19 protein-coding genes are annotated in these 15,015 nt (G+C 40.3%); 7 read left to right on the top strand and 12 right to left on the bottom strand.

Features of this window, described 5'->3' with window-relative positions; translation table 11 throughout:
* Positions 1–71 precede the first annotated feature (71 nt).
* Positions 72–746 (bottom strand): riboflavin synthase, encoded by a 675-nt coding sequence (locus tag OGM63_RS22940; protein ID WP_263747981.1) that lies wholly within the window; start codon positions 744–746, stop codon positions 72–74.
* A 341-nt stretch (positions 747–1,087) separates the two neighbouring features.
* On the opposite strand from OGM63_RS22940, the gene OGM63_RS22935 reads away from it, so the two are divergent.
* On the top strand, positions 1,088–1,582 hold the full coding sequence (locus OGM63_RS22935) for a bifunctional nuclease family protein (protein ID WP_263747980.1): 495 nt from the start codon (positions 1,088–1,090) through the stop codon (positions 1,580–1,582).
* A 71-nt stretch (positions 1,583–1,653) separates the two neighbouring features.
* Complete coding sequence (locus tag OGM63_RS22930; protein WP_263747979.1) at positions 1,654–2,781, top strand: aldo/keto reductase; 1,128 nt, start codon at positions 1,654–1,656, stop codon at positions 2,779–2,781.
* 322 nt (positions 2,782–3,103) lie between these two features.
* On the opposite strand, the gene OGM63_RS29975 is transcribed toward OGM63_RS22930, so the two are convergent.
* A complete protein-coding gene (locus OGM63_RS29975; protein ID WP_375340518.1) occupies positions 3,104–3,385 on the bottom strand; it encodes a Uma2 family endonuclease in 282 nt (93 codons plus the stop codon).
* Positions 3,386–3,396: 11 nt separating this feature from the next.
* Between OGM63_RS29975 and OGM63_RS22915 the strand changes: the two genes are divergently transcribed.
* A complete protein-coding gene (locus OGM63_RS22915; protein WP_263747978.1) occupies positions 3,397–3,693 on the top strand; it encodes a Uma2 family endonuclease in 297 nt (98 codons plus the stop codon).
* Between the two features lie 69 nt (positions 3,694–3,762).
* On the opposite strand, the gene OGM63_RS22910 is transcribed toward OGM63_RS22915, so the two are convergent.
* From OGM63_RS22910 to csaB, 5 genes are all read right to left on the bottom strand, one after another.
* The gene (locus OGM63_RS22910; protein WP_263747977.1) at positions 3,763–3,945 is read right to left on the bottom strand and encodes a hypothetical protein; all 183 of its coding nucleotides are present in this window, start codon (positions 3,943–3,945) and stop codon (positions 3,763–3,765) included.
* A gap of 7 nt (positions 3,946–3,952) precedes the next feature.
* Positions 3,953–4,078 carry a phosphotransferase gene (locus OGM63_RS22905; protein WP_375340517.1) on the bottom strand — a complete coding sequence of 42 codons (126 nt, stop codon included), beginning with the start codon at positions 4,076–4,078 and terminating at the stop codon, positions 3,953–3,955.
* Between the two features lie 269 nt (positions 4,079–4,347).
* Complete coding sequence (locus tag OGM63_RS22900) at positions 4,348–4,701, bottom strand: hypothetical protein (protein ID WP_263747975.1); 354 nt, start codon at positions 4,699–4,701, stop codon at positions 4,348–4,350.
* A 13-nt stretch (positions 4,702–4,714) separates the two neighbouring features.
* On the bottom strand, positions 4,715–5,296 hold the full coding sequence (locus tag OGM63_RS22895) for a Uma2 family endonuclease (RefSeq protein ID WP_263747974.1): 582 nt from the start codon (positions 5,294–5,296) through the stop codon (positions 4,715–4,717).
* Positions 5,297–5,332: 36 nt separating this feature from the next.
* Positions 5,333–6,379: a polysaccharide pyruvyl transferase CsaB gene (csaB, locus tag OGM63_RS22890; protein WP_263747973.1), complete on the bottom strand. Its 1,047-nt coding sequence runs from the start codon at positions 6,377–6,379 to the stop codon at positions 5,333–5,335.
* Between the two features lie 27 nt (positions 6,380–6,406).
* Here csaB and OGM63_RS22885 point away from each other — a divergent pair, with 27 nt between their 5' ends.
* From OGM63_RS22885 to OGM63_RS22870, 4 genes are all read left to right on the top strand, one after another.
* The gene (locus OGM63_RS22885) at positions 6,407–6,751 is read left to right on the top strand and encodes a DUF2499 domain-containing protein (RefSeq protein WP_263747971.1); all 345 of its coding nucleotides are present in this window, start codon (positions 6,407–6,409) and stop codon (positions 6,749–6,751) included.
* 179 nt (positions 6,752–6,930) lie between these two features.
* Positions 6,931–7,221 (top strand): DUF3593 domain-containing protein, encoded by a 291-nt coding sequence (locus tag OGM63_RS22880; RefSeq protein WP_263747970.1) that lies wholly within the window; start codon positions 6,931–6,933, stop codon positions 7,219–7,221.
* Between the two features lie 145 nt (positions 7,222–7,366).
* Positions 7,367–8,140, top strand: coding sequence for a 1-(5-phosphoribosyl)-5-[(5-phosphoribosylamino)methylideneamino]imidazole-4-carboxamide isomerase (hisA, locus tag OGM63_RS22875; RefSeq protein ID WP_263747969.1), 774 nt, complete (start codon positions 7,367–7,369; stop codon positions 8,138–8,140).
* A 144-nt stretch (positions 8,141–8,284) separates the two neighbouring features.
* Positions 8,285–8,410 carry a hypothetical protein gene (locus tag OGM63_RS22870; RefSeq protein ID WP_263747968.1) on the top strand — a complete coding sequence of 42 codons (126 nt, stop codon included), beginning with the start codon at positions 8,285–8,287 and terminating at the stop codon, positions 8,408–8,410.
* A 269-nt stretch (positions 8,411–8,679) separates the two neighbouring features.
* Here the strand turns inward: OGM63_RS22870 and OGM63_RS22865 are convergent, their stop codons facing one another.
* The 5 genes from OGM63_RS22865 to OGM63_RS22845 all read right to left on the bottom strand — a co-directional run bounded on the left by OGM63_RS22865 (position 8,680) and on the right by OGM63_RS22845 (position 14,727).
* Positions 8,680–9,759, bottom strand: a complete 1,080-nt coding sequence (locus tag OGM63_RS22865) for a V-type ATP synthase subunit I domain-containing protein (protein ID WP_263747967.1) — start codon at positions 9,757–9,759, stop codon at positions 8,680–8,682.
* A 178-nt stretch (positions 9,760–9,937) separates the two neighbouring features.
* Complete coding sequence (locus tag OGM63_RS22860; RefSeq protein ID WP_263747966.1) at positions 9,938–10,915, bottom strand: coiled-coil domain-containing protein; 978 nt, start codon at positions 10,913–10,915, stop codon at positions 9,938–9,940.
* 522 nt (positions 10,916–11,437) lie between these two features.
* The gene (locus tag OGM63_RS22855) at positions 11,438–13,195 is read right to left on the bottom strand and encodes an NAD+ synthase (protein WP_263747965.1); all 1,758 of its coding nucleotides are present in this window, start codon (positions 13,193–13,195) and stop codon (positions 11,438–11,440) included.
* Between the two features lie 222 nt (positions 13,196–13,417).
* A complete protein-coding gene (locus OGM63_RS22850; protein WP_263747964.1) occupies positions 13,418–14,164 on the bottom strand; it encodes an NUDIX hydrolase in 747 nt (248 codons plus the stop codon).
* A complete protein-coding gene (locus OGM63_RS22845) occupies positions 14,134–14,727 on the bottom strand; it encodes a nicotinate-nucleotide adenylyltransferase (RefSeq protein ID WP_263747963.1) in 594 nt (197 codons plus the stop codon). Before OGM63_RS22845 ends, OGM63_RS22850 begins: the two co-directional genes overlap by 31 nt.
* Between the last annotated feature and the right edge of the window lie 288 nt (positions 14,728–15,015).

Below are 15,015 nucleotides of genomic sequence, written 5' to 3'. Positions count from 1 at the left end.
GGACAAGGGGGACAAGGGGGACAAGGGGGACATTTCTTTCTATTCCCCATGCCCCATGCCCAATGCCCTAATTACAAATACCCGTGTTCGCCTAAGAATGCGGGTGTGATTTGATCAAAGTTGGAATCTGAAGCTGTATTTTGTCGGTTGCCGGGATAAAGGAATTTTTCCACGTATTTGCCGAGAATATCTCCTTCGAGATTGACCAAACTACCGGGACGGAGATAGCGGAGATTGGTTTCGGCATAGGTGAGGGGAATAACTGCCACTTTGAATTGGGAAAGTTCTGGTTCATATTCGGCGACTGTCAGGCTGATGCCGTTTACGGCTATGCTGCCTTTGGGGACAATGTAGCGAGCGATCGCACTTTCGGCGATAAAAGTCATTTCCCAGGAAGTTGCAGTTTGTTGGACTGCCTGCATTCGTCCTGTACCGTCTACATGACCCATAACAAAATGACCGCCGATTTTGCTGCCTACTCGCAGGGACGCTTCTAGGTTAACATACTTCTGGTCTGATTGTTGCCTCAAAGTCGTGCGGCGAAGAGTTTCTGGTGAAGCGGTGGCGATAAATCCGCATTCTAAAATTTCTTCTACCGTTAGACAAATACCATCGACAGCAATACTGTCACCACAAGCTAAATCTTGCATAATTAACTCAGGTGACTGGGGTAAACATGTAATTTGCCAAGAATCGCTCCCTAAAGGTTTGATCGTTCCTAATGATTGGATTAATCCTGTAAACACGGCTTTTTCGCAAAACTAACTCTATTTATTGCCTAATTTTGACTTAAATCAACTCGTAATTATCACAATAATTTCCACCTCATGAGTATTATTTTAGACAAGTTATTGCAGAAACAAATCAACACATTTATATCATTTACAAGGCATACTTGGTTAAGAAGATTATTGTTGAACTACACCGAGAAAGAATTCCGAGGAGTGTTCACCACTAGCAGGGAGTTTAATAGAAGTGATTATAGAAAACAAAGGCCTATGCTTATTCTTTTCGCCGTCTTCCCCGACAATGAGTACTATTTATTACATAGCTACCAAGCGCTCAAAGGATTGTAGAGGCTTCGCCAATGATTGAAATGAAAGTCGCTGGCATAGCATTAGATGCTATCACCCGCAGCCCCATTGTACTTTTGAAAGATGCTTCAGATCGCCGCGCTTTGCCAATTTATATTGGTCAAGAACAGGCTAGGGCTATTATGGGTGCGCTGGAGAATCAAAAGCCTCCCAGACCCTTAACCCACGATTTGATAGTGAATATTCTAGAACTATGGAATATGACTTTAGAGAAGGTCATTATCCATTCGCTACAAAAGGACACATTTTATGCAGCTTTGATTGTCCAGCAAGGTGATGTCAAAAAAGAAATTGATGCGCGTCCCAGCGATGCGATCGCCGTGGCTCTGCGTACCAACGCTCCTATCTGGGTTATGGAAGAAGTGATCGCTAATGCTTCCATCCCCGTGGATCGCGATGCTGATGAAGCCGAACAGCAAGCGTTTCGCGAATTTATTTCCAATCTCCGTCCCGAAGATTTGATCAAGCGCTTCGGCACCGACAGCTAGCAATCCGTCGTAGAGACGTTCCGCCGGAACGTCTTTACATTGTAAGTAATTTACCGGATATGATCTAAAAGATGGAATACCGACGTTTCGGGAAAACAAATTTACGCCTTTCGGTGCTTTCCTTGGGGACAATGCGCTACCTGGCTTCTGAGGAAAATGCGCTCTTAACGATCCAAAAAGCGATCGAAGAAGGAATTAATCATATAGAAACTGCCAGAGGTTATGGCAATAGTGAGGAGTATCTTGGTGCAGCGCTGATTGGGGGACAAATACCCAGAAATCAGCTTTACATTACTACCAAAATTCCTCCCACACCGGATGCTGACAGCATGCGTCGCTATATTGATGAATCTCTGACGCGATTAAAGCTAGATTATATAGATTGTTTGGGAATTCATGGTTTAAATACGAGTGAGCATTTAGACTGGGTTCAAGCCAAAAATGGTTGTATGCAAGCAGTGCAAGAAGCGAAGCGCGATCGGCGCATCAAACACCTAGGCTTTTCTACTCACGGTTCTGTTGATGTAATTCTTGCAGCTATCAATACAGATTTATTTGAATTTGTCAATCTGCATTATTACTATTTTTTCCAAAGGAATGCACCAGCGATTCAGTTAGCTAGTCAAAAAGACATGGGTGTTTTTATCATTTCCCCGGCTGATAAAGGAGGAAAACTTTACACTCCACCGGAAATTCTCAAAGATTTGTGTTCTCCGTTTTCACCCTTAGAGCTAAATTATCGTTTTTTACTCAGCAATCCTGACATTACCACCCTCAGTGTGGGAGCCGCAAACCCCGATGAATTGCTAGAACCGATACAAGCGGCTAATTTTGACGGTAAATTAACATCAGAAGAAATTGCTGTTTTTGAACGTTTAGAAAGTCATAAAAATACAGCTTTGGCAACTGACAAGTGCAGTCAATGCTATGCTTGTTTACCTTGTCCAGCAAATATCAATATACCGGAAGTATTGCGCCTGCGGAATCTTGCTGTAGCATACGATATGAGCGATTATGGAGAATATCGCTACGGAATGTTTGAAAACGCCGGTCACTGGTTCGGTGGAATGAAAGGGAATAAGTGTACAGAGTGCGGTGATTGTTTACCGAAATGTCCAGAAAAGTTGAATATTCCGGCTTTGTTGAAAGATACTCATGAAAGATTAAATGGCAAAGCAGGTAGAAGATTGTGGGGATGAATTGTAGTAAGCGCTTCAGCGCTTTATCTTTTCAGAAAAGCGCTGAAGCGCTTACTACAAGGGACAAAGTTCAAGTTAATTTCTGTTGCGGTCGCTTCTAACATGGTTGATTTTACCGAACCATTTTCCCCAACGAAAAAAGTTACAGTATTTTGAAAGTTCATTTATTCAAAAGCTTTAATTAAAGGCAGATTTAATGGAAAATAATTAGGTTTTTCGCGTTGTGTTTAAGTGCAATTGTTATTAAATTAATCATGCTGTGATATTTCCCTTTTCGCAGCTTACCTATTTATTTTGCCGCACGTTCGTTGAGGCTGGTAGATTAAAAGATATGATTCAAAGGATGCTTATATGAGCCAAACGAACCAAGTACGTTGGACAACTGCTGATTTAGAGTTGTTGCCAGACAACGGCAATCGCTATGAGATTGTAGACGGAGAATTATTTCTGACAGAACTTCAACTACCAACTCTGGTGCAGCAGTTAAATGTCCTGCATCATCTAACACTGATGCTAACCGTTCTTTAGCGATCCAAACTACGTCAGGGATGACATTATCCGCATTGGTGAAAATAATTCCAGCGCTTGTTACTGCTTCTCCCAAGTTAGTTTGACGTGATCAAAGATTCAACTCCATACAAACACTATCAGCAACCTGTTGATGATCCCAGTGTCGTAAGGGTCTCTCCTGGTGAGGAAAACGAACGACGCGATAAGCAGGTAAAGTTAAAGCTCTACGCTACTCAAGGTGTGCGAGAATATTGGATAGTTGATCGCCAATTACAGCAAATCCAGATTTATCGACGAGAGCAAGCAACACTGGTGTTAGCGGCAACCTTATTTAGCACTGACAATCTAAGTTCACCGCTACTACCTGGGTTTACTTGCTCTGTTGCGAGTTTATTTACTTAACTTTAAATAAAGACTCAGCGTCACTCTGGGCTTACCTCAGCTACCTGGTGCGTTTTAAAACTCTACGAATTAACGCAAAGGTGTACCTACAAGTTTAATATCTTTTGCCATGCCGATATGCGCCAGTGATAAGCTAATATCTTTATACTTCAATGCACGATTAGCCCATTGTAACTCTAACGTTCCTACCCAGAAGCGTGCGCGGTCGATGTGTTCTGCTAACATTAGATACTCACTTTGCATACGCTGCACAATACTTTCACTCTCTGTTTCCCAGTTGCACTGCGATATCACAAGCAGGATCGCCTAAACCAGACGTACCAAAATCAATCATACCGCTAATACTTTCTGTTACTGGGTCAAACAGGATACGATCAAGTGACAAATCGCCATCGATTAGTAAGTGACTTTGGTGATGACAACAAACGAACAATCAGAATCGAGCAGGACATTTAGCCCGATTGCAGCGACTTAACTGATTTGCGTGTTTGTGTTACCGACGTATCATTCTGATTTAACTCCCATAAAACATCGCTGTACGTAAGTATAACACTATTTTCGCAGGCTTTTGTTAGTTACTTTGAAAATTACAGCCAATGACTTTTTCAATCGTTGACATCGCTACTACTTGGGTTAACTTGCCCTGTTGCCCGTTTATTCAGTTAAGATAAATTCACTATATTGTGGATCAAAAACACGGCATTTTAACCGCTGACAAATATTTTTAATAATTGTTAAATCACACTTGCCTATATGGGGTGAAATATGAATCATTTTTACAGAGTCATCATTTCCCAAACAGACTCTCCAGCGAAAATGACTTGTATTATCTTCGGTGTATCCTGGTAAATAATAACAACTTTCATCGAATGAATATTCTGGGCAAAGTTCAGAAATTATACAAACTATTTCTGACTTTGTACCAATTTCTAAAATATCCTCTTCGTTAATGTCATTTATCGATATAATTTTAGGCGATACTCGCATTATCCAAAGGCTGATACTCATAACTAATTTGAACTTATCCCAAACCTGGAAATACTCGCACCAATTTCAAAGATAAATTGGGAAAACCTGGAAGTATCACCGACTCATTACTAAGATAAATCTGCTTAATGCGATAGCCAAAATTACCTTGAGTATCTTGGTAAGGTTGACTGTAACGCTCTAGTTGATTCGCTAACAAGTTAATAATCCAGTAGTCGCTAATTTGAGCTTCAGCGTAAAGTTCTAGTTTAGTATTCCGGTCATATTTCAGCGTCGAATCTGAGACTTCGATAACTAGTAAAATATCTTCGGGTAGAGGATGATTGGATAAATAATCATCATCTTGACCGCGTGCAATAACAACATCTGGCTCAGGCTCACTATCGCTAGAAAGTATAATAGGCTCTTGCCCCCGCACAACGGCTAAACCTTTAATTAATTCATATAACTCTTGATATAACTTAGTATTACAGACAGAATGACGTGTGCCTTTTGCTGCCATTTGCATCAATTCTCCCCGGATCAACTCAACTCGATCGTCCTCAGTTAGAAATCCCAGTGAAATCAAGCGATGGTACTCGGTTATGGTAAAGCGTTTCGGGGTGACAATCGTCATAAAACTTAATTTTTTCTACTGATGCTTGATTGTTATTTAAGCAAGTGCTTGACTCAATACTTCACGATGTATAAGCGCTCTATCTATTAAAAACTGAATTTTTTCTCGTGACAACGCATCTCCATTGGCATAATGTTCGATCCAAGTTGTGCCAATCAAGTTGACATCATCTGGTAAACTAGCTAAATCCCATCCAGGCATATCTAAATCTTCCATCAAGCGATTAACTTTGGGATCGTAACTGAGAGCAAAACAGCGACAGCCTTCACTAGCTGCCATAATTAAGCTGTGCAAACGCATTCCAATCGCCATTTCTACACCACGATACACACCTTTTAAAAGTTGTGGATCTTCCAAACACATAATTTTGCTGACATTTGCTAGCTGCGGTTGGATGGCTTCGGCAATGCTTAAATCTTCGCTTTTTTGAAAAGGCAGCAGTAAAATAAAGGTTTGCGTGGCTTTTTGGAAATCAACTAAAGCGCGAGTTAAATTCGCAAGGCGCGTTTCTGTGAGTTGCGGATGCGATCGCAATGTAACAGCAACTCTCGGCGCAGGTAAATCCCACAGTCCAGGTACAGGCTTACTTTCCAAAGCCCAAACCGGATCGGGAGCGAGAATAAAAGGTATTTGCCAATCAGATAATAAAGCAGCACTAGCGCGATCGCGTACACTAACTTTGGTACAATTAGAATAGGTGTTCCGCGCCAAAGAACGAGTTAGAGAACGCTTTAATGGACCAATCCCTTGTGCCCAAGCAACAGTTTTTAACTTCATTTTTTGTGCTAATGCCATCAAAGAGCCGTAGTAAAATGGGCTAATACTGCTGGTGACATCTTGAATTAAACTACCACCACCCCAGATGAAAGCATCGCAGGAGCGCAAAGCTTGAATTACAGATAACGGTGCCATGCGATCGCTTGACTCTACCAAATAGCGATCGCGTGTTTGGTGTGGATTACCAGAGAGAACCACAGGCGTGACATGTTCTGGTAGCATTTGTAGAAGCGTCGCTAACAAAGCTTCATCACCACCATTTCCCTTACCGTAATACCCAGACAACAACACCCGCATCTTAGACATTTTGGATTTTTTAATTTTGAATTAATTATGCACGTCCTTTCGATTCCCACCTGGATTATTCATGTTTCTAGCGTTATTGAGTGGATTGCCGCGATTTGGTTAATCTGGACTTACGGTGAAGTTACTGGCAACCGTACTTGGGGAGCCTTGTCTTTTGCTATGTTACCAGCTTTGATTAGCGCTATGTGTGCTTGCACCTGGCATTATTTCGATAATGCCGAATCTTTAGAATGGTTGGTAACGCTGCAAGCTGCCATGACCTTAATCGGTAATTTTACACTTTGGGCAGCTGCGGTGTTGATTTGGCGTTCCACCAAATCGGAAAAGGCTGTAGAAGCAGATTCTCAAGAAACTATGACATCAAAGTTATGATTTTTTAATATTGCAAATTCCTGTAGAGACGCGAAATTTCGCGTCTCTACAACAGACGTTCCATTAGAACGTCTCTACAACAGACGTTCCATTAGAACGTCTCTACAACAGACGTTCCATTAGAACGTCTCTACAACAGACGTTTCATTGCGACGTCTCTACCTAACTCCTCAAAACCGATGATTTCAAAAGAAACTTTATTTGCCCTATCACTGTTTCCCTACTTGGGATTTTTGTGGTTTATTAGACGTTCTGAGCAAATGCCACGTTTGGCACTTTATGGATTTTACGGCACTTTGGTCTTTGTTGGAGTCACGATTCCGATAGGGATTTATGCCCAAGTGCATTATGGTGAGTCTTTAGCAAATGTCGATTTCCTACACGGAGGTGCAGAAGTTTTTTTAACGCTTTCTAATATATTAATTGTGTTGGGTTTTCGGGAAGCGGTTATGAAAGGGAGTAGGGAGTAGGGGATGGGGAGAGGGGGACAGGGGGACAGGGAAGGGGACAAGGGGGACAAGGGAAGGGGGACAAGGAGGAATTTCTTCCGCAAGAACGCTCCAACTAACCACTAACCACTAACAACTAACAACTAACAACTAATAACCAACAATTATGGATGTAATTCCTGCGATTGATTTACTAGAAGGTCGTTGTGTGCGACTTTATCAAGGAGACTATTCACAGTCGCAAGTTTTTAATGAAAATCCGGCTGATGTTGCCAAACAGTGGGTTGAAGAGGGTGCAAGGAGACTGCACGTTGTTGATTTGGATGGCGCAAAAGCAGGTAAGATAGTTAATCTAGGGGCAATTGAAGCGATCGCCTCCACAGTATCGGTGCCAATTCAAGTTGGTGGGGGTTTGCGCGATCGCCAAAGTGTGCAACAATTATTCAATATAGGTGTGCAGCGAGCAATTTTGGGAACCATCGCTGTAGAACAGCCTGAGTTAGTACAACAACTCTGCCAAGAATTTCCCGAACAAATTATTATTGGTATTGATGCACGTAACTCCTTAGTAGCGACTCGTGGTTGGTTAGAAACTTCAGAAGTTTTAGCTACGCAACTAGCAGTACAAATGCAAGAATTAGGAGCAGCAGCGATTATCTACACAGATATCCACCGTGACGGTACATTGTCGGGACCCAATTTAGAAGCTTTGCGAGAACTTGCCGCTGCTATATCTATCCCTATTATCGCTTCTGGTGGGGTTAGTTCTGTAACAGATTTGTTAAGTTTGCTTGCGTTGGAATCTCAAGGTGTAACAGGTGTGATTGTCGGGAAGGCGTTGTATACTGGTGATATTTCTTTGAAAGAAGCATTGCAAGCGATCGGACCTGGACGTATTCAAGATATTCCCCCCAATCTAGATTTTTCTGCCTTTGCGTGATATTAAATCCGCTATTTGCAAGCAATATAGACAATTTAATTTTTTTTATCGGCTACAAGCCGATTTTTTTTTCTTATTTTCCGGATTAGCAACTTACGCGATTGTATCCAAAGTTGTAGAGAGTTCACAATCAGATATCTTCTTATGACTAGTCTAAAACCTCCTAATAATGGCAAACCAATAAAAACTGAGAATGGTGCTACTAGATCCCAAGTCAATAACCAAATCGACGTTAAACCGCAGCCTAAAAAACTGGATGAAACACTATAATTCACCCTGTAAATTACTTGAGTAATATCGATCAAGTAGCTTGCAGAGAAGTTTATGTTGTAATTTTTTATTTTTTAACTTTTAAATATAATGGGTTTCCTCTGGGTAGAGACGCAAACATAAATGCGTCTCTATTTTCTTATTTAAACAAGTAGTAAGGACTTCAGTCCTTTGATTTGAGGACTTTAGTCCTCACTACGAGATTATTCAATTTATCAACTAGTAAAAACGTGATTGTTACTAGTTGATAACTCTAATTTAAAACCAAGTTACTTATTTTTAGCTTGAGTTTTTGCTTGTTCCAAAGCAATTTCTTTTATCGCTTGATAGGAATTGACATTTGCCGAACCTTCGATAGCTTTAACAGCCAAATCTTGTACTTGCTTAAGAGCAGAATCAAGTTGTTTCGTTAAATTTTGAATTCGAGAATCTTGATTAGATATTGTCTGTTCTAAAGATTGCAGTCTTTGCTCATAAAAACGCTTTTGTCCTTCTACATCTTTAGCGTATAAATCTGATTTTATCTTAGCTTGGTAGTGAGCAATACCTTTGCCTTCTTCTGTCGCTTTCTTAATTGCTGCTTCTTTTTCTTTAGGAAATGCTTCTACCTTAGCTTTGGCTTCTTCAAATTGCTTTTCTCGCTCAGAAACTTCTTTCTCCTTTTCGCTCCACTGTTTATTTATTTCTTGTTGTATCTCTTCCAACTCTTTATATAAACCTTTCTGCCGTTGTTCATATTCATCTGTTTGTAGTTTGCGTTGCAGTTCTAAATCATATTTATATTCTGCCGTTTCTCTTTGCCGATTTTTATGAATGTTTTCATTGCGTTCTTTTGTCGTTCCTTTGTATTCTTCTTGCTCTTTCCCCCAAGTATTTCTTTCCTCTAATATTTGTTGGGATAACTCTTCATAACGCTGGCTAAACTCCTCTTGATAAGCCTTAGCATTATCTTCATAGGATTTGACAAGGGTATCTAATATATCTTCGGAAATTTCTAAATTATGTAACTGCTTTAATTCTTCAACTTCCTTATCTATAGCTTCTCTAATTTCTGCTAATTTAAAAGCTTGATTGCTGAGTTGTTCTGATAATTCGCTGGCAGCGCTACCAAAACCTAACTGAATTTTTGTCAAGCTTTCAATAGTAGAGTTCATCTTTTGCTGAACGTTAGATGACTGGTTCATAGACGTTTTTGGTTCCAATTTAGGTTTTTCTAGTGTGGCAGATTGACTGCCTTTTTGTAGTTGGTCAATTTGTGATTGGAGTGCTGCTTTCTCTTTTGTTAATTCTTCATATGCTTGGAGAATTTCGACTTTAGTGTTTTTATCATTTGGTTTTCTAGCTGCCATAATAAACCTCCATTAATTCAAAACTAAAAATCATGTTTAGTGCAATACGGTTCAGTTAAGCCCAAATCCTCGTAGAGACGTAGCAATGCTACGTCTCTACATACAATTTTTACCACCAATTCCTTAGCACCAAGCGTATTGATATATAGTGGGCATTGCCCACCATATCGAGTACAAACTATTTTGCTGAACTGTCAAAAGCTCTCATTGCCAAATCTTGGGCTTGTTTCAATGCAGTTTGTAGTTGAGCCGAAATACCTTCTATTTGCTCAACTTGCTTCTGAATTGTTTGTTCCAAAGATTGAACTTTAGCATCATAGCTTTGTTTAGCAGACTCCCAATCTTTTTCAAATAAATCAGCCTCTACTTTAGCCTTTTGACTTGTTTCTTTAATTGCTTCTTCTCTAGCTTTCTTAATTGCTTCTTCCATTTCGTTGGGAAAGGCTGTAATTTGCTGTTGATATTCTGTAAATAAAGGTTGACGTTCTTTGATAATTTTTTCTCGTTCTGCCCAATCTTTTTCTTTCTGTTGCGTGGTTTCTTGTATTTCTCTTTCTGAATCGCGCTTTATCGCTTCGTAAGCATTTGTGTTAAGTTTGCGAGTAGTTTCTAACTTATATTGATATTCGTCTGTTTCTAAAGTTCGTTGTTTGGCTAATGAGTCGTTGTATGCTTCTAGCGCTTCTTCATACTCTGCTTGCTCTTTTTGCCATTCTTTACGCTTTTGGGCAATTTCTTTTTCTAGTGTTTCTCGCTTATTTCTGATATCTTCTTCAAGAGCTTTTAACTTTTCTCGGTGTTCTTGAGTTAAGATATCTAAGGTATCGGCAACAATTCTAATTTGCTGAAGTTCTTGCAAATTTTGGGTGGCAATTTCTCTAGCTCGATTCAGTTCATCTAACTTAGAGTTCTGTGTAGCTAACTTTTCAGATAGTTGATTGACAATGCTGCCAAACTCTAATTGCAAATCAGCTAAACCTTTGACAATATTATCAACTGTGTAGGTAGAAGCTGCTTCGAGTGTTTCTTTATTTTTGGCTTTTTCTGCTTCTTCTTGTTTGGTTGCTATTTTAGTTTCTAGTTTTTTTCTATCAGCAATAATCTGCTGAAATGCTTGCATTAGTTGTTGTTTGCTGTCTTTAACTGCTATGGTCATACTTGACTCCTATATGCAATGGTTTACTCTTTTTGCAAGCCATATTATCTCTATGCAGACATCACACTAGCCTTTAAATGAGCGTTTTTAACGCCGTAGAATTACTGAAAGTGTAATTCTAGGATTTAGGACTAGGTATTTTTTTACTGAAAAATAAAATTATGGCTATGTTTGCAATCAGGTTGATTTCAAACTAGTTAGTAGGTGATGATTTTGGTTTGAAAAACTGAGATGCTTGGTTTTTTATGTGTTTCTGGGTGATTTGCCAAAAAAACATGACTAGCAAAGCCGAAAGTTGCAGAATATCTGCATTTGAGGTGGATTTTCCTCGATTAGGATTATATAGTACTGCTGTACTATATAAATTAACTCATGTTTTTCCACTTTTGTCAAGCAAGACAGGAAAATTTTGACCAAACAAGGGTTTTTTAAGCACTAAAGTGCTTACTACGGGCATATAAAAAGCTAGCGCAAGTGTATGAAAGGACACTTGCACTCTGATTAAGGATTATTTATGCGTGCTTAGTTATGTATGGGGATTGTTTTACTTTGGTAGGTGTTTTTAACTGCAAACCAGTTGCTAGCGATGGGCATTCTCCAACCGGTACCGAAAGCGCGATCGGTGATTTTCAAGCCGGGGGGTGCTTGTCGTCGCTTAAATTCGGCACGTGCTACCATCTGAATTACTCGGTCTACAATTTGTGTGTCGTGACCGGCGTCAACTATTTGTGCGGCTGATTGGTGGTTGTGAATTAGACGTTGGAGAATGTCGTCTAATATCTCGTAGGGTGGTAGGGAATCTTGATCGACTTGACCTGGTTTAAGTTCAGCGCTGGGTGCTTTGGTGAGGACGTTTTCAGGAATAATTTGCTTATGGGATGATGAGGAAATTTTTTCCCCCCCTCTCCCCTTGTCCCCCTCTCCCCCTTCTTGATTAAGCCAGTGGCAAATTGAATACACGCGGGTTTTGGGGACATCGGCAATTACAGCTAATCCACCATTCATATCACCATAAAGGGTGCAGTAACCAACTGCCATTTCTGATTTGTTGCCGGTAGATAATAGCAGATAGCCGAATTTGTTGGCGATCGCCATCAATAAATTACCCCGAATCCGGGATTGAATATTCTCCTCGGCTAGTCCAAATTGTGTCCCAGCAAACAAGTCTGCTAAGGTATTGTCATAGCCTTGCATCAACTGCCCGATGGGTAATGTGGTGGTCTTGATTCCCAGGCTTTCACCCAATGCTAAAGCATCGGTGATAGAATGTTCGGAACTGTAGGGCGAAGGCATCAGCACACCAAAGACATTTTCTTTACCAAGTGCGGCAGTGGCGATCGCAGCGACTAATGAAGAATCAATTCCCCCACTTAAACCTAATACTACTTGAGAAAAGCGGCACTTTTGAGCATAATCTCGCACTCCCAAAACTAAAGCGTGCCAAATTTCTTCATCTTCACTTTCATATTCAGCGACTACAGTACTTGGGAGTAAATCTCGCTGTACTTCGTCAAATTCAACTATTACTAAATCGGTTTCAAATCCACGGGCACGACATATTAATTCACCTTGACGATTCAAAGCAAAGCTTCTCCCATCAAAAATCAAATCATCATTTCCACCTACTTGATTGGCGTAAATAAGTGGTTGTTGAAAACGAACTGCACTATGTCGCAACATCGTTTCTCGAAACTGCTGTTTATGAACGCTGTAGGGGGATGCAGATAAATTCACGATGAAATCTACACCCAAAATTGCTAAGTCAGCAATTGGATTTTTTGTGTAACTACGTTTACCCCAAAATTCCTCATCATTCCATAAATCTTCGCAAATAGTTACGCCAATATCAATGTCATCTAAGGTGAAATAATTCGCTTGTAAACCTGCTTCAAAGTAGCGACATTCATCAAAGACATCATAAGTTGGCAAAAGTCGCTTATGAAAAACTTGTTTAATCCCATTATCTAATAACGCCATGCTATTAAATAAAGGTTTTTCGCCATTATTTTGTGCTTGCAAATTTTCTTCAACTGTTCCGACTAATACGGCTAAATTTGGCGGTAAATCTTTAACTAATTGTTGCAGACTTATATGCATTGCCTCAACAAAGCTAGGATTTAATAATAAATCCCTTGGAGGATAGCCACATAAAGAAAGTTCTGGTGTTAATAGTAAACGCGCACCTGCTGTGGCTGCTTTTTGGGCTGCACAAAGAATTTTTGCAGCGTTTCCTGGTAAGTCACCAATTATCGGGTTAATTTGAGCGATCGCTATTTTCATTTTGGATTAATTAGAAGGTGCGGTAGAGACGTTCCGACGGAACGTCTTTACAGAAGGTGCGGTAGAGACGTTCCGACGGAACGTCTTTACAGAAGACGCCGTAGAGACGTTCCGACGGAACGTCTTTACAGAAGACGCCGTAGAGACGTTCCGACGGAACGTCTTTACAGAAGGTGCGGTAGAGACGTTCCGACGGAACGTCTTTACAGAAGACGCGGTTGATTAAATAAACACTAAAGGTTTATCTTTTAAGGGAGCAAATGCTTCTGCATCAAACTTATACAAACTAGCTGGACGACCGGCACCGCGTGATATTTTAATTCCAGTATCGGATAAAAAACCTAATTTGAGTAGACGCGCTCGAAAATTAGAATAATCGGCAAAATTATCTCCTAATACTGTAGTGTATAACTGATATAAATCATTTAAAGTAAATGTTTCTGGCAAGACTTCAAAAGCTACGGGACTATACTCTAATTTATTTCGCAGCCGTGTGTGTCCATAGGCTAAAACTTCGTTATGGTCAAAAGCTAATTCTGGTACTTGCTTGACCGGATACCAAGCTATACCAGTTACTTTATCAGCAATTAATTCGGCTTCTTCAAAGCGAACAAGGGCAAAGTAGCTAACTGATAGATAGCGGACACCAAAGCTATCGATTGCTTCGCGTGGATCGCGATTTGGTCCACCAAAGGTATACAATTGCTCTAAATAGAGATTGTTAACTTTAATTTTCTCAGACATGATGCGATAGGCAGCATCTTCTAAAGATTCTCCTTGACGTACTAAAGTACCGGGAAGACTCCATTGATTTACAAATGGCTCCTGTTGTCGCATTATTAATAAAACTAGTAGCCGATTTTGCGCGGTATCGACAGAAAAAATTACATTGTCAACACCAACTTTGAAATCAGCCAAAGGTTGTTCATTTAATAGATTTAGATTTTTTTTTTGCTTGTGTCCTGGCATTCGTACAAATGCTTTTGATGAATATAGTTAACAACAGGGGCAGTTAAAGCTTGAGGATCTTTATTTTCACGATAGGCTGTTGAAGAAACCTCTAGACCGATGAGGTTAGCGATCGCAATTTTTCCCCCCTGATGAAGCACCCCTGACAAACTAGACTCATCTATCCCATGTCCCGGTCGCGGCACTACTAGTAATTGTACTTGTCGCAACAAATCTTCAATTCGATACCAACGTGGCAGTTGATTCAGCAAATCTGAACCGATAACTAATGTTAATTCTACGTCTTCACCTACACTGAGTTTCGCTTTTTCCACCGTTTCTAGTGTTCTCAAGCTACTTAATTCTTGTTCTAACACAACGTTGCGCTGTAGCGTATTCATATCCGCAATTAATAATTGCAACATTGCCACTCGATGTTCCAAAGGTGTTTGATGCGATTTAAAGGGATTATTTGCTGCCCAAACTATCACGCGATCGTAATGTTCAGATAACCAGGTTAAAATCGTTTGATGTCCAGCAGTTGGTGGATCGGCACTTGTACCAAATAAAGCAATCTTCAACATTTTTAATTTTAGATTAGTTAGGAGTTGGGAGTTGGGAGTTGGGAGTTAGGAGTTGGGAGTTGGGAGTTAGGAGTTAGGAGTTAGGAGTTAGGAGTTAGGAGTTAGGAGTTAGGGGTTAGGAGTTTGGGGTTAGGAGTTTGGGGTTAGGAGTTAGGAGTTTGGGGTTAGGAGTTAGGAGTTAGGAGTTAGGAGTTAGGAGTTAGGAGTTAGGAGTTAGGAGTTAGGAATCAAGATTCCCCTTGTCCCCCTTGTCCCCCTTGTCCCCCTTGTCCCCCTTGTCCCCTTGTC

This window comes from Plectonema radiosum NIES-515 (genome assembly GCF_025753815.1).
Taxonomy (GTDB): Bacteria; Cyanobacteriota; Cyanobacteriia; order Cyanobacteriales; family Nostocaceae; genus Hassallia; species Hassallia radiosum_A.
The sequence above is the reverse complement of the archived record's forward strand: the minus strand, read 5'-3'. Positions and strand labels throughout refer to the sequence as shown.